This is a genomic window from Niveispirillum sp. FG156 (assembly GCF_057809555.1).
Window position 1 is genome coordinate 38677 of sequence record NZ_JBMDKE010000004.1, and the last position, 26572, is coordinate 65248.

Annotated in this window: 23 protein-coding genes and 1 other RNA gene; 4 read left to right on the forward strand and 20 right to left on the reverse strand. The window is 65.5% G+C overall.

The window, feature by feature from the left end:
* Positions 1-81 precede the first annotated feature (81 nt).
* The 20 genes from ftsZ to ACODSP_RS03710 all read right to left on the reverse strand — a co-directional run bounded on the left by ftsZ (position 82) and on the right by ACODSP_RS03710 (position 22056).
* Entirely contained in the window at positions 82-1779 is a 1698-nt protein-coding gene (gene ftsZ, locus ACODSP_RS03615) for a cell division protein FtsZ (RefSeq protein ID WP_488964264.1), read from the reverse strand.
* A gap of 114 nt (positions 1780-1893) precedes the next feature.
* Positions 1894-3174 (reverse strand): cell division protein FtsA, encoded by a 1281-nt coding sequence (ftsA, locus tag ACODSP_RS03620; protein ID WP_488964265.1) that lies wholly within the window; start codon positions 3172-3174, stop codon positions 1894-1896.
* A gap of 12 nt (positions 3175-3186) precedes the next feature.
* Positions 3187-4104, reverse strand: coding sequence for a cell division protein FtsQ/DivIB (locus ACODSP_RS03625; protein WP_488964266.1), 918 nt, complete (start codon positions 4102-4104; stop codon positions 3187-3189).
* Positions 4092-5027: a D-alanine--D-alanine ligase gene (locus tag ACODSP_RS03630; RefSeq protein ID WP_488964267.1), complete on the reverse strand. Its 936-nt coding sequence runs from the start codon at positions 5025-5027 to the stop codon at positions 4092-4094. Before ACODSP_RS03630 ends, ACODSP_RS03625 begins: the two co-directional genes overlap by 13 nt.
* A gap of 239 nt (positions 5028-5266) precedes the next feature.
* Positions 5267-6214, reverse strand: coding sequence for a UDP-N-acetylmuramate dehydrogenase (gene murB / locus ACODSP_RS03635; RefSeq protein WP_488964268.1), 948 nt, complete (start codon positions 6212-6214; stop codon positions 5267-5269).
* Between the two features lies 1 nt (position 6215).
* Positions 6216-7640, reverse strand: coding sequence for a UDP-N-acetylmuramate--L-alanine ligase (murC, locus tag ACODSP_RS03640; RefSeq protein ID WP_488964269.1), 1425 nt, complete (start codon positions 7638-7640; stop codon positions 6216-6218).
* 3 nt (positions 7641-7643) lie between these two features.
* Positions 7644-7853 carry a hypothetical protein gene (locus ACODSP_RS03645; protein WP_488964270.1) on the reverse strand — a complete coding sequence of 70 codons (210 nt, stop codon included), beginning with the start codon at positions 7851-7853 and terminating at the stop codon, positions 7644-7646.
* A complete protein-coding gene (gene murG, locus ACODSP_RS03650) occupies positions 7850-8956 on the reverse strand; it encodes an undecaprenyldiphospho-muramoylpentapeptide beta-N-acetylglucosaminyltransferase (protein WP_488964271.1) in 1107 nt (368 codons plus the stop codon). The genes ACODSP_RS03645 and murG overlap by 4 nt, the downstream gene beginning before the upstream one ends.
* Positions 8953-10077, reverse strand: a complete 1125-nt coding sequence (gene ftsW, locus ACODSP_RS03655) for a putative lipid II flippase FtsW (RefSeq protein ID WP_488964272.1) — start codon at positions 10075-10077, stop codon at positions 8953-8955. Before ftsW ends, murG begins: the two co-directional genes overlap by 4 nt.
* 2 nt (positions 10078-10079) lie before the next feature.
* Positions 10080-11477, reverse strand: coding sequence for a UDP-N-acetylmuramoyl-L-alanine--D-glutamate ligase (gene murD, locus ACODSP_RS03660; protein ID WP_488964273.1), 1398 nt, complete (start codon positions 11475-11477; stop codon positions 10080-10082).
* Between the two features lie 8 nt (positions 11478-11485).
* A complete protein-coding gene (mraY, locus tag ACODSP_RS03665) occupies positions 11486-12571 on the reverse strand; it encodes a phospho-N-acetylmuramoyl-pentapeptide-transferase (protein WP_054165937.1) in 1086 nt (361 codons plus the stop codon).
* A complete protein-coding gene (locus ACODSP_RS03670) occupies positions 12561-14039 on the reverse strand; it encodes a UDP-N-acetylmuramoylalanyl-D-glutamyl-2,6-diaminopimelate--D-alanyl-D-alanine ligase (RefSeq protein ID WP_488964274.1) in 1479 nt (492 codons plus the stop codon). Before ACODSP_RS03670 ends, mraY begins: the two co-directional genes overlap by 11 nt.
* Positions 14040-14138: 99 nt before the next feature.
* Positions 14139-15587 carry a UDP-N-acetylmuramoyl-L-alanyl-D-glutamate--2,6-diaminopimelate ligase gene (locus ACODSP_RS03675; RefSeq protein ID WP_488964275.1) on the reverse strand — a complete coding sequence of 483 codons (1449 nt, stop codon included), beginning with the start codon at positions 15585-15587 and terminating at the stop codon, positions 14139-14141.
* Positions 15588-15607: 20 nt separating this feature from the next.
* Complete coding sequence (locus ACODSP_RS03680) at positions 15608-17422, reverse strand: peptidoglycan D,D-transpeptidase FtsI family protein (RefSeq protein ID WP_488964276.1); 1815 nt, start codon at positions 17420-17422, stop codon at positions 15608-15610.
* A complete protein-coding gene (gene ftsL, locus ACODSP_RS03685; RefSeq protein ID WP_488964277.1) occupies positions 17419-17859 on the reverse strand; it encodes a cell division protein FtsL in 441 nt (146 codons plus the stop codon). The genes ACODSP_RS03680 and ftsL overlap by 4 nt, the downstream gene beginning before the upstream one ends.
* The gene (rsmH, locus tag ACODSP_RS03690; protein ID WP_488964405.1) at positions 17856-18821 is read right to left on the reverse strand and encodes a 16S rRNA (cytosine(1402)-N(4))-methyltransferase RsmH; all 966 of its coding nucleotides are present in this window, start codon (positions 18819-18821) and stop codon (positions 17856-17858) included. Before rsmH ends, ftsL begins: the two co-directional genes overlap by 4 nt.
* Positions 18821-19309 (reverse strand): division/cell wall cluster transcriptional repressor MraZ, encoded by a 489-nt coding sequence (locus tag ACODSP_RS03695; RefSeq protein WP_488964278.1) that lies wholly within the window; start codon positions 19307-19309, stop codon positions 18821-18823. Before ACODSP_RS03695 ends, rsmH begins: the two co-directional genes overlap by 1 nt.
* Positions 19310-19946: 637 nt before the next feature.
* An RNA gene (gene rnpB / locus ACODSP_RS03700) (RNase P RNA component class A) lies at positions 19947-20374 on the reverse strand.
* Between the two features lie 42 nt (positions 20375-20416).
* Positions 20417-21166, reverse strand: a complete 750-nt coding sequence (locus ACODSP_RS03705) for an N-acetylmuramoyl-L-alanine amidase (RefSeq protein ID WP_488964279.1) — start codon at positions 21164-21166, stop codon at positions 20417-20419.
* A 14-nt stretch (positions 21167-21180) separates the two neighbouring features.
* Positions 21181-22056 (reverse strand): DMT family transporter, encoded by an 876-nt coding sequence (locus ACODSP_RS03710; protein WP_488964280.1) that lies wholly within the window; start codon positions 22054-22056, stop codon positions 21181-21183.
* Between the two features lie 195 nt (positions 22057-22251).
* Here ACODSP_RS03710 and ACODSP_RS03715 point away from each other — a divergent pair, with 195 nt between their 5' ends.
* The 4 genes from ACODSP_RS03715 to ACODSP_RS03730 all read left to right on the forward strand — a co-directional run bounded on the left by ACODSP_RS03715 (position 22252) and on the right by ACODSP_RS03730 (position 26555).
* Entirely contained in the window at positions 22252-23562 is a 1311-nt protein-coding gene (locus ACODSP_RS03715) for a CAP domain-containing protein (RefSeq protein WP_488964281.1), read from the forward strand.
* A gap of 389 nt (positions 23563-23951) precedes the next feature.
* Positions 23952-25421, forward strand: coding sequence for an IMP dehydrogenase (gene guaB, locus ACODSP_RS03720; RefSeq protein ID WP_488964282.1), 1470 nt, complete (start codon positions 23952-23954; stop codon positions 25419-25421).
* Between the two features lie 172 nt (positions 25422-25593).
* The gene (locus ACODSP_RS03725) at positions 25594-26346 is read left to right on the forward strand and encodes a TrmH family RNA methyltransferase (RefSeq protein ID WP_488964283.1); all 753 of its coding nucleotides are present in this window, start codon (positions 25594-25596) and stop codon (positions 26344-26346) included.
* Positions 26343-26555 carry a hypothetical protein gene (locus tag ACODSP_RS03730; RefSeq protein WP_488964284.1) on the forward strand — a complete coding sequence of 71 codons (213 nt, stop codon included), beginning with the start codon at positions 26343-26345 and terminating at the stop codon, positions 26553-26555. The genes ACODSP_RS03725 and ACODSP_RS03730 overlap by 4 nt, the downstream gene beginning before the upstream one ends.
* The last annotated feature ends 17 nt before the right edge of the window (positions 26556-26572 follow it).

Here is a 26572-nt window from a genome sequence, read left to right on the forward strand (position 1 = left end):
GCCCTGACAGAACAAGCTTGAGGCCTTTCCTGTCAGGGCTCGCTTACGGCTCGACCTGACCTACGGGTACTGGTCGATACCTCAATTCGCCTGACGACGCAGAAAGGCGGGGATGTCCAGCATCTCTTCGTCGCTCTGCGCGGTCTTGGGGCGGGGGGCCTGCGGGGCAGCCTGTGCCGCCGGCTGCGGGGCCGGGGCGGGGGCGGCCTGACGGGCCTGGGCGTTGAACTGCGGTGCCTGGGCCTGCGGGGCCGGCGCCGGCATGCGCGGGGCGGCCGGTGCCGGCTGCGGGGCGCCGCCGCCAAACAGCTTGGCGAACAGGCCACGCTTTTCCTGCGGGGCGGGCGGCGTGAACCGCTCCGGTGCTGTCGGCTGGCTGCTGCGCGGGGCGCCTTCAGCCGCACGCGGCGGGATGAAGGCGTCGTCGCGGCGGGCCGGGGCAGCCGGACGCATGTCGGACGGGCGCAGCTCATGATGCGGCTGCGGGGCCGTGGCGGCGGCCATGGCGACAGCGGCATGGGCCTCGGCAGCGGCTTCATCAGCCATAGCCGGGGCGGTTTCCTCCATCATGGCCACGGCGGCACCCGGCATCGGGGCCGGCTGCATCGGGGCAAAGGCGGGGGCAGCCGCCGCGACTCCGGGGATGGCGGCGGGCTGCAGGGCCGGGCGGGCCGGGATCGGATTGGCCGGGACCGGCGGGATGCCGGCGATGGCGGCGGCTGGTGCCGCGGCGGGGGCCTGTGCGGGGGCGACACGGCGGCCCGACACGACCTGCAACTGCGGCTGACCGATCGGCGGACGCTGCTGCACAGCATTGTCGATGCCCGTGGCGACGACCGACACGCGCATCTTGCCCGACATATGTTCGTCGAAGGTGGAACCGAAGATGATGTTGGCTTCGGGATCGACCTCGTCACGGATGCGGTTGGCGGCTTCATCCACCTCGAACAGGGTCATGTCATGACCGCCCGTGATGTTGATCAGCACGCCGCGCGCACCCTTCATGCTGATATCGTCCAGCAGCGGGTTGTTGATGGCGGCCTCGGCGGCGTCGATGGCGCGGCGGTCGCCCTCGGCCTCGCCCGTGCCCATCATGGCCTTGCCCATCTCGCTCATGACGGTGCGGATGTCGGCAAAGTCCAGGTTGATCAGGCCCGGCATGACCATCAGATCGGTCACGCCGCGCACGCCGGCATGCAGAACATCGTCGGCCATCTTGAAGGCGTCGGCGAACGTCGTCTTCTCGTTGGCGATACGGAACAGGTTCTGGTTGGGGATGATCAGCAGCGTGTCGACATACTGCGCCAGTTCGCTGATGCCGCTTTCGGCGGTGCGCATGCGGTGCGCGCCTTCGAAATTGAACGGCTTGGTGACCACGCCGACGGTCAGGATGCCCTGTTCACGCGCCGCACGGGCGATGACGGGGGCCGCACCCGTACCGGTACCACCGCCCATGCCGGCGGTGATGAAGCACATGTTGGTGCCCGACAGATGGCCCAGAATTTCTTCCAGCTGTTCTTCCGCCGCCGCACGGCCCACATCGGGGCGCGATCCGGCGCCCAGACCGCGGGTGATGGTGGAGCCCAACTGAACCCGCTTGGAGGCGAGGTTGCCCTGCAGCGCCTGCGCGTCGGTATTGGCCACCACGAACTCGACCCCTTCCAGCGCGGAACGGATCATGTTGTTGACGGCGTTGCCACCGGCACCGCCGACACCGAACACGGTAATGCGGGGCTTGGTCTGCACTTCGACGCTGGGGATACCGAGTTTGATGCTCATCGCTGTGGGCTCCTCTGGCGGGGGAGGGAAATCGGGAAAGGCGGCGGGAACGGGTAGTAGTTCAGGCTTTGGCTGCTGATCGGCGGGCGCGGGGCCTGTGGCATGGTCTTCGGGTCATAGATTCTCCCGCAGCCAGCCATTGACGCGGCCCCAAAGCCCGGTGGACTTTTCCGGCATGGGGGCCAGCGCCGGCATCTCATGGTTCTGCTGCATGGCATAGGCCAGCAGGCCGGCAGCCGACGCGAAGGCCGGGCCGGAAACATTGGTGGCCAGCCCGCCGATGCGTAGCGGACGGCCCAGGCGTACCTGCTTGTCCAGGACATTGGCGGCCAGTTCGCGCACACCCGACAGCTGGCTGGCACCACCGGTCAGGACGACGCGGCGACCGGCGGCCTTGGCAAAGCCCGACTGGTCCAGGCGGCCATGCACCAGTTCGAAAATCTCTTCCATGCGCGGCTGGATGATGCCGACCAGAAGCGATTTCGGCACATGATTGGTCTGGCCGCGCTCCTCCTCGCCCACCTGGGGCACGTCGATCATCTCCCGCTCGTCCGACACGGCGGACACGGCGGAACCGTACAGGGTCTTCAACCGCTCGGCCTGGGCCACGGGCGTGGTCAGGCCACGGGCAATGTCGTTGGTGACATGGCCGCCGCCCAGCGGGATGCTGTCGCACCAGACCATCTTGCCGTCATTGAACACGGCCATGCTGGTGGTGCCGCCGCCCATATCGATGACGGTGACGCCCAGTTCCATCTCGTCTTCCACCAGGCACGACAGGCCGGCGGCATAGGGGCTCATGACGAAGCTTTCGACACCCAGATGGCAGCGCCCGACACAGGTGGACAGGTTGCGCACCGGGCCGCCTGCGGCGGTGACCACATGGGTGCGCACGCCCAGCCGTTCGCCCACCATGCCACGCGGGTCGCGGATGCCCTTGACCCCATCGATGGCATAGCCGACGGGGATGGAATGGATCAGTTCGGCGTCGGGCGACAGGTCCAGCTTGCGCGCCTCGGTCAGGGCGCGGCGCACGTCGCTGTCGCCGATCTCCGCCCCCGTCACCGCCGTTTCGGCAATCAGGGTCTGGCTTTCCGGCTGCCCGCCCGACAGGCTGACCAGAACCTCGCGGATCTGTTCGCCGGCCATGGTCTCGGCGGCATGCACGGTGGTGCCGATGGCGGTTTCAGCGGCTTCCATGTCGACGATGCCGCCTGAGCGCACGCCCCGGCTGATCTGGTGGCCGATGCCGACCACGCGGATGCTGCCGGGGTCATCGACCTTGGCAATGAAGCAGACAATCTTGGACGAGCCGACGTCGAGCGCGGCGATGGTGCCGCCGCGCGGAACCTTGCGGGCCTTGGTACGGGTATTGAGGGCGCCGGGAAATGCCATGATCGCGTGCCCTCAGGTCTTCTGCTTCTTTTCGGGGGGCTTGCGGCGCAGATCGGCCGCAGCGGCGGAGGTCTGGACCGACAGGCGGTCCGGGATGCGCAGGTCGATGGCGACCACATCCTTGTTCAGCACGTCATTCGTCTGCTGGATCATGGCCAGTTGATGCAGGGCTTCCGGCACATCATGTTCGGGCAGGCGGATATCGATGCCGTTCTTCAGGCGCAGGTCCCAGCGGCGCCCGCCGACCAGCACTGCCGCCTCGACCATCTGCGCAATGGCCGGCTGCTTGGCCAGCATATGCAGCAGGGCCGGCCCGCGCTTGGGCGCATCCGGTCCCACCAGCAGCGGCAGGTTCGGCCATTTCGACAGGTCATTCGCCGTCAGCACGATGCCGTCGGCGTCGATCAGGCGCATCTGCCGGTCATGCTGCCACAGGGCCATCGGCTCCCGTTCGGTGATGGTGATGGCGATGGTGTCGGGCAGGCGGCGTTCCACCCGCGCCTGACGGACCCAGGGGATCTGTTCCAGCGACGTGCGCGCATGGTGCGGGTCAAAGGCCAGGATCGGCGTGCCACGTTGCACCGCCAGCGCGTTCAGAAGGTCGGCCTGCGCCGCCTTCTCCCGCCCGACCACCGTCACATCCTGCACCGACAGGCCGGCTTCGACGCTGGCGGTCAGGACCTTGTCGGTGGCGGCATGGGTCAGCATCTCGCCATAACCCGAGCCCCAGACCCAGGCGCCCACAGCCAGCAGCGCCACCAGCGGCGCCGACCGCCGCGCGATCTTCATCGCCGGTTCGGCCCAGCGGGGCAGGGCACGGCGGCGGTTCGCCTCCTGGGCGGCACGCAGCGTCGCGCGCTTTTGCGTTTCGGCAAAGCGCGCGCGGGGATTATCGGTGGTGGGCGGGGCGGTGGGCGTCACGCGTGGCATCTTGCATGCTCCACTATCCAGGCGCACAGATCGGCATAGCTGATGCCCAGCGATGCCGCCTGTTCAGGCAGCAGGGAGGTCGGCGTGAAGCCGGGCTGGGTATTGGTTTCCAGGAAACACAGGCCGCTGACGCCGGCCTTGCTGTCATCCCAGCGGAAATCGGTGCGCGACACGCCCGAACAGCCCAGCACCTGATGCGCCAGCAGCGCCAGACGCTTGGCCTCCTCGGCCACGTCCGCCGGAATTTCGGCCGGGCAGACATGGACCGAACCGCCATCGGCGTATTTCGCCTCATAATCATAAAAGGCGGTGCGGGGAACGATTTCCGTGACGGCCAGGGCGCGGTCGCCCATGACGCCGACGGTCAGTTCGCGGCCCGGAATGAACTTCTCCACCAGCACGCGGCGGCCATAGACCCAGCTATCTTCTTCCAGCACCGTGAAATTGTCGCTCTCGCGAACGATGCGCACGCCGACGCTGGAACCCTCATCCACGGGCTTCACGACATAGGGCGGGGGCAGGACATGGCCGGCCAGGACCTGTTCCTTGGTGGCGATGACGCCATCGGCCACGGGCATGCCCACGGTGGCCAGGATGCGCTTGGTCAGCGCCTTGTCCATGGCGACGGCAGACGCCATCACGCCGGAATGGGTATAGGGCACGCCCAGATATTCCAGAACGCCCTGGATCAGTCCATCCTCGCCGCCCTTGCCATGCAGGGCGTTGAAAATCACGTCGGGATGCGGGGTGAGGGCTGCGATCAGGCCGGCCAGATCGCGCTGCACATCGATGGCCGTAACCTTGTAGCCCTTGCTCTCCAGCGCCTCGGCGATGCGGGACCCGCTGACCAGGGACACTTCCCGCTCCGCAGACCATCCGCCCAACAGGACGGCGACATGCTTCGAACGGTTCTCGGTGCCCATCACAACAGTTCCCCCTTTGGCTGACGCGTGGTGACGCGTCGCCATTCCTGCCGGCCCTTCCGGCAAATTCTGCGCTATCGCAAGATGTTGTGTGAGGCAGCCCCAGCCTTCCCACAAGATTCGGTGTAAGCGACGGATTACGGGGCTGCAAGCGCCAAAATGAAGCGCTTTTAAAAAAGCGACTCGGGGTACTGAGACCTGTTGCAGCGGAGACTCACATTTGTCGGCCAGGGTGGCATTCATGACTCACCCCCGTTCGAACGGGGTAGTCCGATCCGGCGTATTTCCCAGCGCAAATCCACGCCGCTCTTCGCCTTCACACGTGCCCGGACCGCTTCACCCAGCGATTCGATATCATGGGCTGTCGCGTCGCCGAGGTTGAGCAGGAAGTTGCAATGCTTCTCGCTGATCTGTGCGCCGCCGATGGTCAGGCCCCGGCATCCGGCGGCATCGATCAACTGCCAGGCCTTGTGCCCGTCCGGGTTGGCGAAGGTCGATCCGCCGGTGCGGGCGCGCACGGGCTGGCTATCGGCGCGGGCCTGCTGAATGGCGTCGATGCGCGCCTGGATGGCGGCGGGATCGTCAGGCTGGCCCTGGAAGATGGCGCTGGTGAAGATCACATCGTCCGGCACCCCGCAATGGCGGTAGGTCAGGTGCAAGTCCTCACGCGTGTAGCTGTGCTTCACCCCGCGCCGGTCAATGCCCTCCGCCGACAGGATGACATCCACCGTTTCGGCACCATAGGCGCCGCCATTCATGCGCACGGCCCCACCAATGGTGCCGGGAATGCCCGACAGGAACTCCAGCCCCGCCAGACCGGCGGCCTGCGCCGTCAGGGCGACGTTCAGGTCCAGCGCACCGGCACCGGCGATGATCCGGTCCCCCTCCACCGCTACTTCCGCAAACGGGCCGCCTAAGCGAATGACGATACCGGGAACGCCCCCGTCCCGGACCAACAGGTTGCTGGCCACGCCGATGACCGTCACGGGCACATCGGCGGGGCAATGGGCCAGGAAGTAGGACAGATCATCCGCGTCCGCCGGGCGGAACAGGGCCTCTGCCTTGCCGCCCACCCGGAACCAGGTGCTGGGGCCCATCGGCGCATCCGGGGTCAGCCGTCCCCTGATATCGGGGGCGGCCTCTTTCAACCGGCCGGTCAGCGCCTGTCCATCCAGCACCTGCACCATGTCAGTCGCCCCCCTTATTGAGGGTGGCCAGCTTGTCCAATTCGCCCGGCAGGGCATTGGCCCATTGCGTAATGGTGCCGGCGCCCAGGCAGACGACCATGTCGCCGGGTTTCGCCATCTCGGCGATCAGGCTGGGCAATGCTGCCGGGCTGGACAGGGCGGTGACATTGCGGTGGCCGCGCACGCGCAGGCCTTCGACCAGATCATCCTTGGCCGCACCCTCAATGGGCTGCTCACCCGCCGCATAGACATCGGCCACGACAACCGCGTCGGCATCGTTGAAGCAGGTGCAGAATTCCGCGAACAGGCTCTGCAGGCGGGTGTAGCGGTGGGGCTGTACGACGGCAATGGTCCGGCCCGTGCCGGCCATGCGGGCCGCCTTCAACACGGCGGCGATCTCCACGGGATGGTGGCCGTAATCATCGATGACGACGACGCCGTTGCTCTCCCCGGTCTTCGTGAAGCGGCGCTTCACGCCCATGAACTTGGCATAGGAGGCGCGGATGCTGTCGTCGCTGATGCCCAGGCTGATGGCAACCGCAATGGCGGCCAGGGAGTTCTGGACATTGTGCAGGCCGTACATCGGCAGATGCACGCCCGTGATGGTGCGTGCCTCCGACGCGGCCCGGTCGGTCAGTTCCACGTCGTAATAGCAGCCGGACGTGTTGGTCACGATATTGACGGCGCGCACATCGGCCTGCGGGCTGAACCCATAGGTCACAACGCGGCGATCCACCCGGCCCAGCATGGCCTGAACCTCGGGATGGTCGATACACAGCGCGGCAAAGCCATAGAAGGGGATGTTTTCGACAAACCGGTCGAAGGCCTTCCGCTCCTCCTCGAACGTCCCGTAATGGTCCAGATGTTCGGGGTCCATATTGGTGACGATACCGATGGTGGAGGGCAGCTTGGTGAAGGTGCCATCGCTTTCGTCGGCCTCCACCACCATCCACTCGCCGCTGCCCAGCTTGGCATTGGTGCCCAGCGAGTTGATGATGCCGCCATTGATGATGGTCGGGTCCATGGCCCCGCCTTCCAGCAAGGCTGCGACCATGCTGGTGGTGGTAGTCTTGCCATGGGTGCCGGCCACCGCGATCGACCATTTCAGGCGCATCAGTTCGGCCAGCATTTCGGCGCGGCGCACCACGGGGATCATGCCGGCGCGGGCCGCCACAACCTCCGGATTGTCCTTCTTTACGGCGGAAGAGATGACCAGAACGGCGGCATCGCCCAGGTTTTCGCCCCGGTGGCCGATCTCCACCTTGATGCCCAGCTTGCGCAGCCGCTGGACATTGTAATTGTCGGCCATGTCGCTGCCCTGCACGGCATAGCCCAGATTATGCAGCACCTCGGCGATGCCGGACATGCCGATACCGCCGATGCCGACGAAATGCAGGGTTCCGATATTCAGCGGCAAAGCCCGCATGGGTCAAACTCCAAGGCGACGGGTGATGGTGGAATAATCATGGTGCAGGCGCGGGGCGATTTTTTGTTCCATTTGTGAAACAAACCCTGCTTTCAAAGGGCTCTGCGGCTGCGGCAGGGTGAAGCGCCGGCGCGTCAGCCCGTTCAGCAGCAGCGGAAAGGCGCGCTCCAACTCGGCCAGCGTGGGTTCGGCGGTGGTATCCATCATGCTCATGCGGCATTCCCCTTCACCACGCGTTCAACAGCATCGGCCAGACGGTCGGCGGCATCCGGGATGGCCCAGCCGGCGGCGGCCTTTGCCGCACTGGCCAGACGGCCCGGATCGGCCAGGAAAGACGCCAGTTGTTCTGATACCGAAACAGGTGTGAATTCCTGCTGCGGCAGCAGCCAGGCACCACCGGCCCCGACCAGTGACTGGGCGTTGGCGGTCTGGTGATCATCCATGGCGTACTGGTACGGAACCAGCAGGGAAGGGCGGCCAACCACCGACAATTCCGCGACCGTTCCGGCACCGGAACGGGCGATCATCATGTGGCATCCCGCCAGCTTGGCCGGCATGTCCTTGAAGAAGGTGGCCAGTTCCACTTCCACGCCCATCTGGGCATAGGCGCTGCGGGCCGCCTCGATATTCTCCGCCCGTGCCTGCTGCACGATCTTCAGGCGGTAGCGCACATCCTCGGGCAGCATTTCCACGGCACGCGGCAGCACCTCGCCAAAGATCGCGGCCCCCTGGCTGCCGCCCGTAACCAGCAGGTTCAGCGAACCACCGGCATAGGGCGCGGGATAGGGCGCGTCGCGTAGCGCCAGGATGTCGGGGCGGACGGGGTTGCCCGTGCGGATGATGCGCGTGCCATCCACCGCCGGCAGGCCCGCGACGCTGGGGAAGCTGGTGCAGATCATCCGCGCCTTGGCGGCCAGCAGCCGGTTGGCGCGGCCCAGCACGGCATTCTGTTCATGCAGCAGGGTGGGGATGCCCGCGCTTTGCGCCGCAAACACGGTCGGCAGGGAGGGATAGCCGCCGAAACCGACCACCAGGGCCGGCTGCAACTGCCGCAGCAGGGAACGCGCCTGGGCCGTGCCCACCACCAGTTCCACCACCATGCGCAGCTTGGCCCAAATGCCGGGGGCGGATGTGGCGGCGCGGATACGTTCGACGCGCACGTCGGGCAGGCTGTCGCCAAAGGCTTTGCCACGCTTGTCGGTCACCAGAATGACCGAATGCCCGCGCGCGATGAGCGTGCGGGCAAGCGCCTCTGCCGGGAACATGTGACCACCGGTTCCCCCGGCGGCCAGGATGATGGGGCGCTGGGCGGTCATAGCGCCTCTCCCGGTCCAAACCGCTTGCGGGTCAGGGCCAGCACCATGCCCATGCCGATCCCCAATGCGATCAGCGACGACCCGCCATAGGAAATGAAGGGCAGGGTCATGCCCTTGGTCGGCATCAGATGCAGGGCCGAACCCATATTGATCAGGGCCTGCAGGCCGAACTGCATGGTCAGGCCGCTGGCCGCCAGCATCACGAACAGGCTCTGGTCATTGGATGCGCGGGCAAAGCTGCGCAGCACGACGAAGCCGAACAGGCAGATGATGATCATGCAGGTGATCATCCCCATCTCCTCGCCCGCGACGGAGAAGATGAAGTCGGCATGGCTGTCGGGGATGGACATCTTGACCGTGCCCTGGCCGGGCCCGGTGCCCCAGATACCGCCCTTCTCGAACGCTTCCAGGGAGCGGGCGACCTGATAATTGTCGCCGGCGGCGGGGTCCAGGAACCGGTCGATACGGCTCTGCACATGCGGGAACAGAAAGTACGCGCTGACCAGACCGCCCACGCCCATGACCACGCAGGAGGCCACGAAGACGATGGGCAGGCCCGCCAGGAAGAACTGACCGAAGAAGATGCAGGTGATGACGAAGGTCTGGCCCAGGTCGGGCTGGCTCATCAGCAGGACCACGATCAGGCCGTAAAGCCCCACCACCACGGGGATGCCGGGCACATTCTCCTGCGTGCGGTGCAGGGCGAACAGCCAGGCGGCGACAACCGCGAAGGCCGGCTTCAGGAATTCCGACGGCTGCACCGACAGGCCCGGCAGTTGCAGCCAGCGCGTGGCGCCCTTGATCTCCATCCCGATGAACAGGGTCAGGAACACGCCGAACGCGGCGGCCAGGAACATCACCACCGCCAGCCGCCGCACGCCCCGCGGCGACAGCAGCGACACGCCGAACATCAGGCCCAGCGACGGGATCAGCACCAGCAGATGCTTTTCGATGAAGTGGAAGCTGTCGGTGCCGATGCGCGTCGCCACGGCGGGGCTGGCCGCCTGGACCAGGACCACGCCGATGGTGGCGATCAGGATCACCGCCGCCATGGTCCAGCGGTCAACGGTCCACCACCAGCGGCCCAGGATCGAATGATCGGTACGGGAGAATGAAACCATGATCAGACGATCCCCCCATTGGACAAGGCCCGGACGTGGCCTGCAAAATCATCGCCGCGTACTTCAAAATTCGGATACTGGTCGAAACTGGCGCAGGCCGGGGACAGCAGGACCACCGGTGCCTCCCGCCCTTCTTCCTTGGCCTTGGCAAAGGCGGCAGCAACGGCGACATCCATGGTGCCGCAGCGCGTATGCGCCACGCCGCGCGCCGACAGCCATTGCGCAAACGCCTCTGTCGCATCGCCGATCAGGAAGGCGTGCGCCACGGCGGGCATGTAGCTGTCCAGCCCGTCCAGGCCCGTATCCTTGGCCTTGCCGCCCAGGATCCAGTAGATGGGCTGGTAACAGGCCAGCGCCTTGGCCGCCGCATCGGCATTGGTGGCCTTGCTGTCATTGATGAAGCGGACACCGTCGATGCTGCCCACCAGGCTCTGGCGGTGGGCCAGACCGGGGAAGGTGCGCAACCCGTCCAGGATGTCGGCATGGTTGATACCGACGGCGCGGGCCAGGGCATAGGCGGCGGCGGCATTCTGCCAATTATGTGTGCCGGGAAGGGCGGGCAAGGTCCGCAGGTCGGTGACCGGATGATGGTGACCACCCCGGTCATCCACCAGAACCCCGTTTTCCACCCCGATGCCGCCGCTGACGGGACCTTCGGCGCTGATGCGGATCACCTTGCCGGGGAATTCCGCGTCCAGTTCCAGCGCCATCCGGGCGCAATGCGGATCGTCAATGCCGATCACGGCCACTTGTGCGCCCGTCGCCATCCCCTTTTGGAAGATCAGCTTCTTGGCCGCAATATAGCCATCCATCCCGCCATGCCGGTCCAGATGGTCAGGCGTGATGTTCAGCAGGACAGCCGCGTCAAAGCCCAGCGACGGCGTGATTTCCAACTGATAGCTGGACATTTCCAGGACATAGACCCCGTCGGCACCCAGCGCGTCGAACGACAGGGCCGGAATGCCCAGATTGCCGCCCACCTGCGTCGGCCTGCCCGTGCCGGCGATGATATGGGCGACCAGCGACGTGGTGGTGGATTTTCCGTTGGTGCCGGTAATGCCGACATAGGTGGCCTTGGGGCACGCCTGACGCAGCACCTCGATATCGCTGATGATCGGCACGCCGGCTGCCTTGGCCTTGGCGGCGATAGGGTTGGGCGCGGGGTAGGTGTGCGGAATGCCGGGCGACAGGACCAGGGCGTCGATGCCCTTGAAATCCACCTCGTGCAGGTTGGTCAGGTCGATCCCGGCCTCTGCCGCCGCCTTCTGCCCGCCGGCCCCATCGTCCCAGGCCAGAAGCGTGGCCCCGGCCGCCTTCAGGGCGCGCGCCGCCGTCAGGCCTGACCGGGCCAGACCCATCACCGCGATCCTGCGACCTTTCAGATGGCCAAGATCAATCATTCCAGCCCTCAACGCAGCTTCAAGGTGGACAGGCCGACCAGCGCCAGGATGACGGCGATGATCCAGAACCGGATAACGACGGTCGGTTCCGACCAGCCCTTCTTTTCAAAATGATGGTGGATGGGGGCCATGCGGAATACCCGTTTGCCCGTCAGCTTGAACGACGCCACTTGGATCATCACCGACAGCGCCTCCAGCACGAACAGCCCGCCGACAATGGCCAGCACCAGTTCATGCTTGGTGATGACGGAAATGGCACCCAGCGCCCCCCCCACCGACAGCGACCCCGTATCGCCCATGAACACCATGGCCGGCGGCGCGTTGAACCACAGGAAACCCAGGCCCGCGCCCACCAGCGCCCCGCAGAACACGGCCAGCTCGCCCGTGCCCGGCACATGGTGGATGCCCAGATAGTTGGAGAAGATGGCATTGCCCGACAGATACGCGATCAGGCCGAAGCAGGAGGCGGCGATCATGATGGGCACGGTCGCCAGCCCGTCCAGCCCGTCCGTCAGGTTGACAGCATGGGAGGAGCCGATGATGACGATGATGGCGAACGGCACATAGAACCAGCCCAGATTGATCAGCAGATCCTTGAAGAAGGGCAGAGCCAAACCTGTGCCCATCTCCCACGGGGTGACCATCAGGTACCAGCCCGTGGCGACGGCGGCGACCACCAGGGTGGCGACCAGCTTCACCTTCGACGACAGGCCCTTGGTATTGCGCTTGGTCAGCTTGAGGTAGTCATCGCCAAACCCGACCAGACCGAAACCGACCGTCACCAGCAGCACGATCCAGGTATAGGTATTGGTCAGGTCCACCCACAACAGGGTGGAGACGATGACGGCGATCATGATCATCAGGCCGCCCATGGTGGGCGTGCCCTTCTTCTTCAGATGCGTTTCCGGCCCGTCGGTGCGGATCGGTTGACCTTCGCCCTGCTTGGATTTCAGCCAGCGGATGACGCGCGGCCCGATGACGAAGCTGATGATCAGCGCCGTCATGACGGCCCCGCCCGTCCGGAACGTGATGTACCGGAACAGGTTGAAGATCTGGAATTCGTCCGCCAGGGGATAGAGCAGGTTATACAGCATCGTTGTCTCTCGGTTTCCCCGCCTTGTTGCCGGCGGTCGTCCCTTGCGGGTTATTATCCTGTTGCGCGCGGTCCAGCGCCTTCAACGCCTCCACCACCAGCGCCATACGGCTGCCGGCGGACCCCTTCACCATCACGGCGTCGCCCGCCTTCATGGCGGCGGTGACGATGGGGGCCAGGGTGGCGCTGTCGGGTGTGTGTGCGCCGCGCTTGTCGGCGGGCAATGCGTCAAACAGATGGCGCATATTGGGACCGCAGCAGAAAACCAGATCGGTGCCGGCCTTCACGAACGGGTCGGCCAGACCGGCATGCAGGACGGGCGCATGGTCGCCCAGTTCGCGCATGTCACCCAGAATGGCGATGCGCCGCCCGCCCGCCCCGATCTCCGCCTGACCCAGCACACCGGCGGCGGCGGCCACGGACACGGGCGAGGCGTTGTAGCTTTCATCGATCAGGGTGAGGGAACCGCTTTCCAGCTCGATCGCCCGGCGCTGCCCGCGCCCCTTGATGGGGGCCAGCCCGGCCAGCGATTGCGCCGCCTCTGCCACATTGCCGCCCGCCGCCTTCACGGCCAGCAGGACCGCCAGCGAATTGACCGCATGGTGCTTGCCCGGCAGGGGGATGGTGTAGGTGACGTCAATGCCATCGATGCGGGCCGTGACGACGCCATGGTCGGCATGCGCCTCATACTTCAACAGCCGTCCGTCGGCTCCCCCATGCGTTCCGAACGACTGGATGCGCGTCAGCCCTTGCGTGCGGGCGGCGGCCAGAAGCCGGGCATAATGGGCATTGTCGCGCGGCAGGATGGCCGTGCCGGATGCGTCCATGCCTTCGAAAATCTCGGCCTTGGCGTCGGCGATATGCTCGACACTGGCGAAGAACTCGATATGCACCGCCTCCACCGTCGTGATGATGGCGATGTCGGGCCGCACCATGCGCGACAGGGGGCCAATCTCACCGGCATGGTTCATGCCCAGCTCGAACACCCCAAACCGGCTGTCGGCGGGAAAGCGCGACAGGGACAGCGGCACGCCCCAGTGATTGTTCAAGCTGCCGACCGTGGCGAAGGTCTTGCCCTGGCTGTCCAACGCGACCTTCAACGCCTCCTTGGTGCCCGTCTTGCCGACCGACCCGGTGACGGCGATGATCTTGCCGCCCGCCCGCACCCGGCCCATGCGGCCCAGGTCCTGCAGGGCCAGCATCGTGTCATCCACCTTGATCAGGCGGGCATCGCCTTCCAGACCGGCGGGGATATCGGCCACGATGGCCCCGGCGGCCCCCTGGTTCAGGGCCTGGGCGACAAAGGCATGGCCGTCGAAATTCGGGCCCTTCAGCGGGATGAACAGGTCGCCCCTGGCGATGGTGCGGCTGTCGATGGACACGCCTGTGACGGTCCAGGCAGCATCGCCCAGCGCCTTGCCGTTGCAGGCCGCTGCCACTTCATTGCCCGTCCACAGGATGTCCGACATCGCTCCACCTCGTAGGTCGGGGTGAGCCAATGGCGAACCCCGACATTCCCTCTCACCGTCGCTGTCGGGGTTCGCCTTCGGCTCACCCGCGACCTACACTCACAGACCCGCCACCACCTGCCGGGCCACGCTTGCATCGTCGAAGGGACGGACCTCGGTCCCCACGATCTGCCCCTGTTCATGCCCCTTGCCCGCGATGATCAGCACATCGCCGGGCCCCAGTTCGCCGATGGCCACCGCAATGGCCTTGGCCCGGTCATCCACTTCCAGGGCGCCGGGGCATGCCGCCATGATCGCCGCGCGGATGGTTGCCGGCACCTCGCTGCGCGGGTTGTCATCGGTGACGATGCAGCGGTCGGCCAGACGGGCCGCGATGGCGCCCATCATGGGCCGCTTGCCCTTGTCGCGGTCGCCGCCACAGCCGAACACGACCGACAGCTTGGCCATCGTATGGGGCCGGGCCGCGTGCAGCACCGTCTCCAACCCGTCCGGCGTATGGGCGTAATCCACATAGACCGCCGCGCCATTCTTGAGGGTTGCAACCATCTCAAGCCGGCCGCGCACGCCCGTCAGCATGGCAAGCTGGTCGGCTGCCTTTTCCGCATCCTCGCCGCTGCCAATGGCAAGGCCGAGGGCGCACAGCGCGTTCCAGACCTGGAACCGCCCGACCAGCGGCATCTCCACCGTCCGGCGACGCCCGAACAGCTCCAGCTCCAGCCGCTGACCATGGGGCAGGGGCGTCACCTCGATGACGCGCAGTTCCTTACCAGCCTCGCCAAAGCCGATGACATTCTGCTTGCGGGCATGGGCGGTAGCCGCGATCTGGTCGAATTCCGGGATGTCGGCATTGATGATGGCCGCCGCCCCCTTGGGCATCACGCGGTCGAACAGCATCAGCTTGGCCTTGAGATAGGCCTCCATGGTGCCGTGATAATCCAGATGGTCACGCGTCAGGTTGGTGAAACCGGATGCTGTCACCAGCACCCCGTCCAGGCGGAACTGATCCAGCCCGTGGCTGGACGCTTCCAGCGCCAGATGCGTGACACCGGCGCGGGCGACATCGGCCAGCGTGGCATGCAGGGCTACCGGGTCGGGCGTGGTCAGGCTGTCGCTTGCCGGAAAGCCGGGTGCGACCAGACCCAGCGTACCCATGGCCCCGGCCTTGTGGCCCAGACCGGCCCAGATTTGCCGCGTGAACTGTGCCGTGCTGGTCTTGCCATTGGTGCCCGTGACGGCGGCGATCTTCTGCGGCTGCTCCCCGGAAAATGACGCGGCCAGCAGCGCCAGACGGCGGCGGGGATTGGCATCCTCAATCAGGGTCACATGCTCGGCACCCTCGGGCAGAGTGGTGCCCTTCGGCGCCAGAATGGCGACCGCGCCGGATGCAATGGCCTGGGGAATGAAATCACGCCCATCACGCAGCGTGCCCGGCAACGCGGCGAACAGCGTTCCGGGCACGACCTTGCGGCTATCCGCCGTCAGGTTGGTGATGGGTGGGTCGCGTTCCAGTGCCAGCGCTGATACCGCCAGTTCGGTCCGTGATGCCATGATCTCCGACAGCCTTTTCATCAATCCTCTTCACCCCCGGCCTGCAACGATGCCGGTACCGCTGCCACCTGCGCACCCTGCGGGGCCATCGGCCCCGGATGCACCGACATGGCCTGGATGATCTCGGGCGCGTTATTGTCCTGCGGCTTCACACCCAACAGCGGCCCGATCTGGGCGATGATGGCGCCCGCCGTCGGCGCGCCGACCCAGCCGCCGGTGGCAAAACCAAACGTCTTCTTGTTGCCCTTGGGTTCATCCACCAGGACATAGACGACATAGCGCGGGTCATTGGCCGGGAAGATGCCGGCAAAGCTGGAGATACGGGCGTTGGTGACGTAGCCGCGGCCCTTCACCTTGTCCGACGTACCGGTCTTGCCGCCGACCAGATAGCCGGGGACATCAGCCTTGCTGGCCGTACCTTCCGTCACCACCAGCCGCATCAGCTTGCGCATGGTGATGGAGGTCTGCTCGCTGATGATACGGGTGCCCGGAACCTCGTTCGGGTTTTCGCGTTTCAGCAGGGTGGCCGGGTGCATGATGCCGCCATTGACGACACCGCCAACGGCCTGCACCAGATGCGCCGGGCTGACCGACATGCCGTGACCAAAGGAAATGGTCATCATGTTCACTTCACGCCACGGGTTCGGGATCATGGGCCAGCCACGTTCCGGCACCTCCAGGCTGGCCTGACGCAGCAGGCCCAGGCGGCCCATGAATTCCTTCTGCGCGTTCGGCCCCACCTGTTCGGCCATCTTGATGGAACCGATATTGGAGCTTTCCTTGAAGATATCGGCCACATCCATCCAGTGATTGACCGGGTGGTAATCCTTGATCAGGAACCGCCCGATCTTGATGGGGCGGGTGGTGTCGAAACTGTCCTGCAAACGCACCTTGCCGGATTCCAACGCCATGGCGGTGTTGAAGATCTTGAAGGTGGAGCCCATTTCGTACACGCCCAGCGTGTTGCGGTTGAAACGTGGGTCGGTGTCCTGCTCCGGGGCGGGCGGCGGCGGGGCGTGCGGGTCGAAATCGGGCACGGAAACCATGCCCAGGATTTCGCCGGTCTTCACATCCATGACCATGCCGGCGGCACCGATGGCGTTGAACTCGTCCACGGCGTTGACCAGTTCCTTGCGCAGCACATGCTGCAACCGGACATCGACCGACAGGCGCAGCGGCTCGTCGCTTTCCTTCAGGCGGGTGTCGAACGCCTGCTCGATCCCCATCAGGCCGTTATTGTCCACGCCGCTGAAACCCACGACATGGGCGGCCAGATTGCCCTGCGGATAGACGCGGCGCTCCTCGCGCTGGAAATTCAGGCCGGGGATGCCCAGGCGGAACACTTCCTGCTGCTGGCGGGGCGACAGGTTGCGCTTGATCCAGACAAAGCGCTTGTCCGACTTCAGATCGGCCAGCAGCGTCACCGGGTCCAGTTCGGGCAGAACGGTCGACAGCTGCTGCACCGCTTCGCGCGCATCCAGGATCAGCTTGGGATCGGCGAACAGCGAGGCCGTGTGCAGCGACGTGGCCAGCAGCACACCGTTGCGGTCCACAATGTCGGCGCGGCTGTTGGTCATGGTGCGCGTGGCGGCGCGGGCCACCGACGGCTCCTTGGCCCCGCCAAAGCTGACCGTGGCATCCACCAGCTTGGCCCCCACCGCACCGAAGCCGACGGTGAAGGCCGCCATCAGCACGACCAGACGCGACTTGCCCATGGCCAGCGCGGTGGATGCGCGGCCATTGACGCGGATGCGCGGTTCCGCCCGCCCGCCCTGGCCATACCGGTCACCACCGGCCAGATCGAAACCCGTCAGGCTGTAATTGATGTCGGTCATCGCGTGGCTCCATACTTCGCCAGGATCACCGGGCCTTCAGGCTGGCGTCGCGACGGGGCGGGAGGGACGGGCTTGGGCATCGGCGCGCGCTCGATCACGTCCGGCGCGCGGCTGCCCGGCTTGCGGCCGGGAATGGGGGTATAGGGGGCCGGCTGGTTCGGGTCCTTCTGCGGCAGGTCGGACAGGCGCGCGATCTGCGCGGCACCGGTCGGCTGCAACAGCAGATGTTCCGCCGACAGCTTTTCCAGGCGCGTCGGATCGTTCAGATAGGCCCATTCGGCCTTCAGGACCTGGATGGCCTCCTGCTCCGTCACGATGGCGCGGTTCAGGCGGTTCAGCTCACGCTCCTGCTCCTGCGCCTTATAGCTGGTCTGGTACAGGATGCCGCTGGCGGCACAGGAAACGGCGATCCAGACGATGGTGGACTTCCCGATCATGCGGCTTCTCCCTGTGCCCAGGCCGGTGCCTCGGTACGGATGGCGGTACGCAGCCGGGCGGACCGGGCGCGTGGATTGCGGGCCTGCTCTTCCGCACCCGGACCCGTGCCGGATTTGGAGAGCAGGCGGAATGTGGGGGCGGGGCCGGATGCTGCCGGACCCGGCATATGGCGCGACGGGCCCGGCAGATTGCCCGACCGTTCGCGCATGAATTCCTTGACCAGCCGGTCTTCCAGCGAATGGAAGGTGACAACGCACAGCCGCCCGCCGGGCGACAGCAGCCGTTCGGCAGCGGCCAGCGCGCGCTCCAGCTCACCCAGCTCGTCATTCACATGAATGCGCAGGCCCTGGAAGCTGCGGGTGGCGGGGTCGATCCCGTCCTTGGATTTCGGCACGCAGGAGCGGATGACATCGGCCAGATCGCCCGTCCGCTCAAACTTCTTCTCCGCCCGGCGCATGACGATGGCGCGCGCCACACGGCGCGACAGCCGCTCCTCGCCATAGCGATAGAAGATGTTCGCCAGATCTTCTTCCTCGGCACTGTTCACCACATCGGCGGCGGTCGGGCCGGTATCGCCCATGCGCATGTCCAAGGGTCCGTCGAAACGGAAGCTGAACCCGCGTTCTGGCGTGTCGATCTGCGGCGACGACACGCCGATATCCAGAACGATGGCATCGACCGTGGACACCCCGGCGGCGGACAGCAGCGCCTCCATATCCCCAAAACAGCCATTCAGCAGCGACAGGCGCGGGGCATAGGCCTCGATGATGGGCCGGGCGCGCTCATGCGCGGCGGGGTCGCGGTCGATGGCGAACAGGCGGATGGCCGCACTGTCCAGCAGGGCGCGGCTGTACCCGCCGGCGCCAAAGGTGCCGTCCACCACCGTCTGCCCATCGGCAACGGCCATGTCGTGCAGCACTTCGGCCAGCAGGACGGGGATATGCACCGGTTGCGCGCCCATCATTCCCCCTTCACCAGGCCCGTGGCCTTGGCCAGAATGGTGGATAGCGAGATATTGTTGGTCCGGGCCTGATCGCGCACGGCCTGTTCGTGGGCCGCAAACGCCACCGGGTCCCACAGCTGGAACGTCTTGCGGCGACCGATGAAGGTCACATTCTCGGTGATCCCGGCAAAGCGCAGCAGATTGTCGGGCAGGATCACGCGGCCTTCGGGGTCCAGCGTCAGTTGCACCGACTGGCCGAACACGGTGGTGTCGATCAGCTCGCGGACGTCATCCGGCATGTTCGGATTGTCCAGGGCTTCGGACAGCTGTTCCAGGTAGGACAGCGGGCAGGCATCCAGCGCCTGCGCCTGGAGAGAGGGGAAAATCACCATCTCGGTCTGGGTGCCCGTCTGTCCCGTCGACAAGGTCGAGCGGAAGGGAGCGGGGATGGATACCCGGCCCTTCTTATCAACCTTGTTGACATATGTGGACAGGAACAAGCCCATCACGCCCCACCTTGCTGGCGCCACCCCGGCGCCCATGACCCCAACGACCCCTCCATTGCCTTTTCTCCGCCCCTTCCGATGCCACCTGTTTTGGAGCATCGTATGGGCGTGATTGGGCGGATGGTCCCTGTCATTGGGTCTTTATGGGATACCATGGGAATTTATGGGAGAAAAGGGGAGATAGTAATGTCTCGCCCTGATTCGGCGTTTTTCCACAGTGGGAGTCTTGATCTGTGGATAAGTCGGGTCCGAAGATGAAAAACAAGTCCATCCACCAAGATATGCTTGGTTTTTCTTGTTCCGATTTGATTCGCGCTGGGCGGCGGACTGAAAGGCATAGGCAATCTATGCCTGCCTTTTCTTGAAAATAACCCGAATGGACAGGGTGTTTTTCTGTTAACTAGAAATTCGAAATATCATGGGAATCTGGGCGATATCTCGAAAACCGTGATATTTAAATTTCAAACCCGCTTTCCGACCCGTTCCATTGCCTAGATATTGTGGGGCTGGGGCCGGTTTTGGCCCTAAATCTGGGCGGTTTTAGGGCTGGGGGGGAGGTGTGGCAGCGGGTTGCCGCTGTGATGGCGCGCACACCTGTAAACCACTCGTAAATAAATCATGCCGCGATGCAAGGTAAAGGGCCAGACGGTCTGTAAGCCGGGTTCTGTCCACCGGACCATATCCCACGAGTGGATGGTATCCGGGGGATGGTCATTCCTCTGGGATGCCCATTGCTGGACACCTCGCGCAACCCACCCGGACGACAGCGCGGAAGTGCGCCTGGGCGTTGCCGCCCGTGCCGTCCCTATTCGGTTTTGCTCCCGGTGGGGTTTACCATGCCAACCCTGTCGCCAGGGTCGCGGTGTGCTCTTACCACACCCTTTCACCCTTACCGAAATCCAGCAATCCCAAGGGGTTACTGGCGTCGGCGGTCTGCTCTCTGTGGCACTTTCCCTGGGGTCACCCCCGCCGGGCGTTACCCGGCACCGTACTTCCGTGGAGCCCGGACTTTCCTCCCCCATGCGGGTTTCCCCATTGCATGAGAGCGACCATCCGACCGTCTGGCCGGCGGGTTGTAGGCGTTCAGGGCTGGGAAAGCAACCGCGATCAGATGCCCGAGTCTCTGACCAGGGCGCGCAACGCCGCGACCGTCTCGCGATCCATGCCTTTGCCTATACTGGCCGGCACCCAGTGCCGCTGGAATGCCGACAGGGCCGCTTCGGCGCTGTCGTCCCATGTTTTCCCATGGGCGCGGTGCTCGTCCCATGAAATCCCATCCGGGGCGACCTGATAGCCGAACCGTTGCAGCAGCCGGGCAATCTCGTCCTTTTCCCATGCCATCCCATCGGCGGGCCGCGGGTCGGGCCACAATCCCACCCCCGCCATGGCCAGGCCCAGCCAGTCGAACAATTCGCCCGGATCTTGCTTTCGCAAGGGCGCAATATCGGAATGGCCCAGCACGCGATGGGCCGGGATGGGATAAAGCGACAGAAGGTGGGTGGAAAGATCGGCGAGCGCGCGCATCTGCGCCGCCGGGAAGGGCCGATACCCCCATTCATGGCCGGGATTGACCAGCTCGATCCCGATGGACCGGCTGTTGATATCATCCTGCCCGGCCCAGCGGGAGGCGCCGGCATGCCAGGCGCGGCGGTCATCGGGCACCAGCTGGAAGATGCGGCCATCCTCCTCGATCATGTAATGCGCGCTGACCTCCGCCGCCGGATCGCACATGCGGGCCAGGGCCGACGGCCCGTCCTGCATGCCCGTATAATGGATCACCAGCATATCCGGCGGCCCGTCGGTCCGGCGCGGGCCATGGTTGGGGCTGTGATGGGGGATGAGGTTCGGTATCGACATGCCCTTACCCTACCTCACACCGTGTTGCGCGCCACCACGATCTTGGGCCGGCGGATCAGGATGATGCCCACACCGGCAATCACCAGCACGCCGCCGACGATCAGCGCCCAGCTCATCGCCTCGCCCAGCCAGAGCACGCCCGACGCCACGCCGAACACCGGCACCAGCATCAAGAAGGGCACCGTCTGGTTCACATCATATTTGCGCACCATCGGCTGCCAGATGGCATAGGCGATGATGGTGGAGGCGATGACCATATAGGCGATACCGGTCCAGGCACCCCAACTGGCATTCAGCACCTGCTCCACCTGTCCGCTTTCAAGCACGAAGGAATAGAGCAGCAGCTGCGGCACCGCGAACAGGGCCATATAGGCGTTCAGCTGATAGGGATCGACCGTCCCCATCCATTTCACCTGGATGTTGGAGAAGCTGAACGCCGCCGCCGCCAGCACGATCAGCAGAAGATGGAACGGATCGCTTTGCCCGCCGCCACCGCGCAGCGCGATGACGGCCACGCCGACAAAGGCGATGCCCATGCCGATCCCCCGGCGCCAACCCAGCGTGTCCTTGAAGAAGTAGGCGGCCAACAGGCTGGCGAACGGCACCTGCAATTGGATCACGATGCTGGCCGTCGATGCCTCCGCCCCCACCATGCCATGCAGCATCAGGGGGAAGTGAACACCGCCCAGAACGAAGGCATAGGCCAGGACCTGACGCAGCTGGTTGCGCGGGAATTTCACGAAGGGCAGCAGGATAGCCGCCACGATGGCGAACCGGATCGCCATCATCAGCATCGGGGAAAATTCGCGCAGCGCATAGCGTGAGACCGCGAAATTGGTCCCCCACAGCGCCATCACGAACAGGGCGCCCAGCATATGAACCGGTCTCATCCGCCGCTTCCTCAACAGGTTGGCCGTCAAAACTATCGTTTCACTGGCAACCATGGCGAACGCGCAGCCTGCCACCCTGCAATGCGCGCCTGGGATATGCCCTCGGGGCGGCACTTGTCACACCCCTCACCCGAAAGAGCCATTGTGCCTTTCCCTCACCTCCCCTTCCAATAACGGCAGGTAAGGAGAGATGCGATGGCCGAGTTCGACGCCTACGAACTGTACATGCTGACCCTGATCAACCGGGCGCGGGCTGATCCCGTGGCGGCGGCCGCCGCCTTCGGCATCGACCTGAACCAGGGGCTGAACTCCGGCACCATCTCCGCCGCCGCCAAACAACCGTTGGCCCCCAACAATCTGCTGGCGGCGGCGGCAGAAGCGCATAGCGACTGGATGCTGGCGACCGACACTTTCAGCCATACCGGCATCAACGGCTCCAGCCCCGGCGACCGGATGGCCGCCGCCGGCTACCGCTTCACCGGTGCCTATACCTGGGGGGAGAATATTTCGTGGAGCGGGACGACGGGCCAGATCCGCTCCAGCCAGCTTGCCTCCTATATCGAACAGCAGCATCGCGGCCTGTTCCTCAGCCCCGGCCACCGCGTCAATATCCTGGGCGACAATTACCGCGAGATCGGGATCAGCCAGCAATTGGGGGAAATGACCGGCTACAACGCCTCCATGATCACCCAGAATTTCGCGGCCACGGGACAGGCCCGGTACGCCACCGGCGTGGTCTTCAACGATCTGAACGGCGATGGCTATTACAATCCCGGCGAAGGGGTGGGGGCCGTGTCGATCGCCGTGAATGGCAATGTCGTGGGGCAGACCAGTGCCGCCGGCGGCTATGCCATCGCCATGACCAACGGCACCTGGACCCTGGGGTTCAGCGGCGGCGGCCTGACCGGCAGCTATTATCAGACCGTCACCATGAGCGGCCTGAATGTCGGGGTGGATGCCAAGGCCGCCCTGTTCGCACCCGTCACCTTCCAGGCCTGGAACAGCGCCACCAACAGCTTCGTCGCCACCACGCCCACGGCCTATTCCGGTCCCGTGACGCATCTGGACTGGCAGATGCTGGGCACCACAGGGGCCGATAATGTGGCCGGCAGCGATCAGGATGATTTCATCAATCTGGGCGGCGGCAATGATGCCGCCAATGGCGGGGCCGGCAATGACGTGCTGGATGGCGGCACCGGCTCCAACTTTCTGATCGGCGGGGCGGGGCAGGACATCTTCTTTGCCGATGGGCGCGGCGGACAGGTGGCGTGGACCACCATCGTCGATTTCGAAAAGGGGGAGCAGGTGAATATCTGGGGCTGGCGCCCCGGCACCAGCCGCTTCACCTGGACCGCCGATGACGGCACCGCCGGGTACAAGGGGGCGACCCTGCATGCCGATCTGGATGCCGACGGGCGCCTCGACATCTCCGTCACCTTCGCGGGTCTGGCCCTGTCGGCGCTGGGCGTCCCGCAGGAAAGCGACGGGTTGTTGCTGCTGGTGTGAGTTTCTGGGCGTGGCTCCCTCACCCTCCCAAGCCTTGGCAGGCTTAGGCCCCTCCCTCTCCCGCCAGCGGGCGAGGGGCAACGTTTCACTCAACGCCCCAATTCCGCCCCTCGCCCACGAAGTGGGAGAGGGAGGGGCCCGAACGCGCCAGCGTTTGGGAGGGTGAGGGCAGATGCCGATGCCCCCCCCCCATCCAATGACTTGCCCAAATGGCAACCCTGGCCCCCCATCCCTGGTAGCTTCCCAATGGCACCCGCATGTGTATAGTGCGGCGAACCTTTTGATCTGGGACATGGAACCGGCTTGCGCCATCGGGTGCGGGCGGGCTCGGTGTCCCATAACCCGTTTCTTGGCGGCCCCGCCGGCCCGCCCATGGGAGAGCCAGGTTCATGTCCAGCAATGACCGTTTCCGCGAAGCCCTGACCTTTGACGATGTGCTGCTGGTGCCGGCTGCGTCGGAGGTTATGCCGGCTGAGGTCGATACCAAGACCTGGCTGACCAAGTCGATCCAGCTGGGCATTCCGCTCCTGTCGGCGGCCATGGATACGGTGACGGAATCGGCGCTGGCCATTGCCATGGCCCAGTCCGGTGGCATCGGCGTCATCCACCGCAACATGGATATCAGCCGTCAGGCCGACGAGGTTCGTGCCGTCAAGCGCTTCGAATCGGGCATGGTGGTCAATCCCTACACGCTCCGCCCCGACAACACCCTGGCCGACGCGCAGGAGCTTCAGCGCCGCTACCGTTTCTCCGGCTTCCCCGTGGTGGATGAAAACGGCAAGCTGGTCGGCATCCTGACCCACCGCGACGTTCGCTTTGCCAGCAACCCGAACCAGCCGGTATCGGAACTGATGACTAAGGACGGTCTGGTCACCGTCAAGCCGGGCGTGTCCAAGGAAGAGGCCAAGCGCCTTCTGCACCAGAACCGCATCGAAAAGCTGCTGGTCGTGGATGATGCCTATCGCTGCATCGGCATGATCACGGTCAAGGATATCGAAAAGGCGCAGAACCATCCGCATGCCGCCAAGGATGCCGCCGGTCGCCTGCGCGCCGCCGCCGCCACCGGTACCGGTCCCGATGGTCTGGAACGCGCTGCCGCCCTGTTCGATGCCGGCGTTGACGTGTTGGTCATCGACACGGCCCATGGCCATTCCAAGAAGGTGGCCGATCAGGTCCGCGCCGCCCGCAACCTGAAAAACTACACCCAGATCATCGCCGGCAATGTCGCCACCGCCGACGCCGCCCTGGCCCTGATCGATGCCGGTGCCGACGCCATCAAGGTCGGTATCGGCCCCGGTTCCATCTGCACCACCCGCATCGTGGCCGGCGTCGGCGTGCCGCAGTTGACGGCCATCCTGGACGTGGTTGAGGCCTGTCAGAAGCAGGGCATCCCCGTCATCGCCGATGGCGGCATCAAATACTCCGGCGATCTGGCCAAGGCCATCGCCGCCGGTGCGTCCTGCGCCATGATGGGCGGCCTGTTCGCCGGCACCGATGAAAGCCCCGGTGAGGTCATCCTGTTCCAGGGCCGGTCCTACAAGGCCTATCGCGGCATGGGCTCCGTCGGCGCCATGGCCCGTGGCTCCGCCGACCGTTACTTCCAGGCCGAAGTGTCCAACACCCTGAAGCTGGTGCCCGAAGGCGTGGAAGGCCGCGTGCCCTACAAGGGCCCTATCGGTGCCGTCGTGCATCAGCTGATCGGCGGCCTGCGCGCCTCCATGGGCTACACGGGCTGCGCCACGCTGGAAGAGATGCGGACCAAGCCGAAATTCGTGCGCATCACCAACGCCGGCTTGCGCGAAAGCCATGTCCACGACATCACCATCACCAACGAAGCCCCGAATTACCGTCAGGGGTGAGTTTTCACTTCGCCCCTCCCCCTTGAGGGGGAGGGAGGGGCCCGCCCGCGTTTGAGCGGGTGGGAGGGTGAGGGGGACCAAGCCCAGGCGGCGCTCCCTCACCCTCCCAAGCCTTCCGGCTTGGGCCCCTCCCTCTCCCGCCAACGCGGGCGAGGGGTGTAACGGATATCTCATGTTCCACCACATCGACAGCCCCCAGAACCCGCAATTCAAGTCCTGGTCCGGGCTGCTGGAAAGCCGTGGCATCCGTAAGCAGGGGCAATTCCTGCTGGCGGGCCTGAAGACCGTGCCGGAGGCGCTGACCCGCTGGCCGCTTCACTTCACCCGCATCCTGATCCGCCACCCGGAATGGATCGCGGACTGGCCACTGCCCGACCATATTCAGCCCGTGGTGCTGTCCAGCCCCTTGTTCCGGGAACTGGATGTGTCGGGCACGGATTACCCGATCCTGGTGGGCACCCTGCCGCACATTGGTCAGGCCGACCTGTCCGCCCCGCCAAAGGGGCTGGAACTGGTCTGCGCCCTGGGTGACCCTGCCAATCTGGGGGCGCTGCTGCGCAGTGCCTCGGCCTTCGGTGCGTCCAAGGTCATCCTGCTGGAAGAAGCGGCCCACCCCTTCCACCCGAAATGCCTGCGCGCCGCCAGCAACGCGGTCTTCACGCTGAACATCGTGCGCGGTGGACGCTGGGCGGCGCTGGATCAGGCGGCGGGGCCGCTGCTGGCGCTGGATTCCGGCGGTGATGATCTGGCCACCTTCCCTTGGCCTGAAGATGCCCGCCTGATCCTGGGCGAGGAAGGGCAGGGGGTGCCGGCGCAGGTGCCGGCCCAGCGTCTGACCATTGGCAATACGGGGCAGGTCGAAAGCCTGAACGCCACCGTCGCCGCCTCCATCGCGCTGTTCACCTATTATGCGGGCGGTCAATGACCGGCGAACCTGACAGCGCGCCGGCCGCCGATCTGGCCGCCATCGCCGCCGACCTGTCGGAAAGCGTGGCCGCCCTGTCGACCGCCAGCGCCCTGGGCCTGCCCGACCTGCTGGCCCGTATCGATGCGCTGAAAGCCAGGATAGACAATTTAGAAGCGAAGATACGCGCCGAAATCCAGGGCGAGATCGGCGCCGACCCCCGCCCTTAAGCATAGACCTTTCGGTC

What these genes read in the sequence shown, in the direction of transcription:
- ftsZ (WP_488964264.1), bottom strand. Translation starts at nt 1,779, where the DNA reads ATGAGCATCAAACTCGGTATCCCCAGCGTCGAAGTGCAGACCAAGCCC.
- ftsA (WP_488964265.1), bottom strand. Translation starts at nt 3,174, where the DNA reads ATGGCATTTCCCGGCGCCCTCAATACCCGTACCAAGGCCCGCAAGGTT.
- ACODSP_RS03625 (WP_488964266.1), bottom strand. Translation starts at nt 4,104, where the DNA reads ATGCCACGCGTGACGCCCACCGCCCCGCCCACCACCGATAATCCCCGC.
- ACODSP_RS03630 (WP_488964267.1), bottom strand. Translation starts at nt 5,027, where the DNA reads ATGGGCACCGAGAACCGTTCGAAGCATGTCGCCGTCCTGTTGGGCGGA.
- murB (WP_488964268.1), bottom strand. Translation starts at nt 6,214, where the DNA reads ATGGTGCAGGTGCTGGATGGACAGGCGCTGACCGGCCGGTTGAAAGAG.
- murC (WP_488964269.1), bottom strand. Translation starts at nt 7,640, where the DNA reads ATGCGGGCTTTGCCGCTGAATATCGGAACCCTGCATTTCGTCGGCATC.
- ACODSP_RS03645 (WP_488964270.1), bottom strand. Translation starts at nt 7,853, where the DNA reads ATGAGCATGATGGATACCACCGCCGAACCCACGCTGGCCGAGTTGGAG.
- murG (WP_488964271.1), bottom strand. Translation starts at nt 8,956, where the DNA reads ATGACCGCCCAGCGCCCCATCATCCTGGCCGCCGGGGGAACCGGTGGT.
- ftsW (WP_488964272.1), bottom strand. Translation starts at nt 10,077, where the DNA reads ATGGTTTCATTCTCCCGTACCGATCATTCGATCCTGGGCCGCTGGTGG.
- murD (WP_488964273.1), bottom strand. Translation starts at nt 11,477, where the DNA reads ATGATTGATCTTGGCCATCTGAAAGGTCGCAGGATCGCGGTGATGGGT.
- mraY (WP_054165937.1), bottom strand. Translation starts at nt 12,571, where the DNA reads ATGCTGTATAACCTGCTCTATCCCCTGGCGGACGAATTCCAGATCTTC.
- ACODSP_RS03670 (WP_488964274.1), bottom strand. Translation starts at nt 14,039, where the DNA reads ATGTCGGACATCCTGTGGACGGGCAATGAAGTGGCAGCGGCCTGCAAC.
- ACODSP_RS03675 (WP_488964275.1), bottom strand. Translation starts at nt 15,587, where the DNA reads ATGGCATCACGGACCGAACTGGCGGTATCAGCGCTGGCACTGGAACGC.
- ACODSP_RS03680 (WP_488964276.1), bottom strand. Translation starts at nt 17,422, where the DNA reads ATGACCGACATCAATTACAGCCTGACGGGTTTCGATCTGGCCGGTGGT.
- ftsL (WP_488964277.1), bottom strand. Translation starts at nt 17,859, where the DNA reads ATGATCGGGAAGTCCACCATCGTCTGGATCGCCGTTTCCTGTGCCGCC.
- rsmH (WP_488964405.1), bottom strand. Translation starts at nt 18,821, where the DNA reads ATGGGCGCGCAACCGGTGCATATCCCCGTCCTGCTGGCCGAAGTGCTG.
- ACODSP_RS03695 (WP_488964278.1), bottom strand. Translation starts at nt 19,309, where the DNA reads ATGGGCTTGTTCCTGTCCACATATGTCAACAAGGTTGATAAGAAGGGC.
- ACODSP_RS03705 (WP_488964279.1), bottom strand. Translation starts at nt 21,166, where the DNA reads ATGTCGATACCGAACCTCATCCCCCATCACAGCCCCAACCATGGCCCG.
- ACODSP_RS03710 (WP_488964280.1), bottom strand. Translation starts at nt 22,056, where the DNA reads ATGAGACCGGTTCATATGCTGGGCGCCCTGTTCGTGATGGCGCTGTGG.
- ACODSP_RS03715 (WP_488964281.1), top strand. Translation starts at nt 22,252, where the DNA reads ATGGCCGAGTTCGACGCCTACGAACTGTACATGCTGACCCTGATCAAC.
- guaB (WP_488964282.1), top strand. Translation starts at nt 23,952, where the DNA reads ATGTCCAGCAATGACCGTTTCCGCGAAGCCCTGACCTTTGACGATGTG.
- ACODSP_RS03725 (WP_488964283.1), top strand. Translation starts at nt 25,594, where the DNA reads ATGTTCCACCACATCGACAGCCCCCAGAACCCGCAATTCAAGTCCTGG.
- ACODSP_RS03730 (WP_488964284.1), top strand. Translation starts at nt 26,343, where the DNA reads ATGACCGGCGAACCTGACAGCGCGCCGGCCGCCGATCTGGCCGCCATC.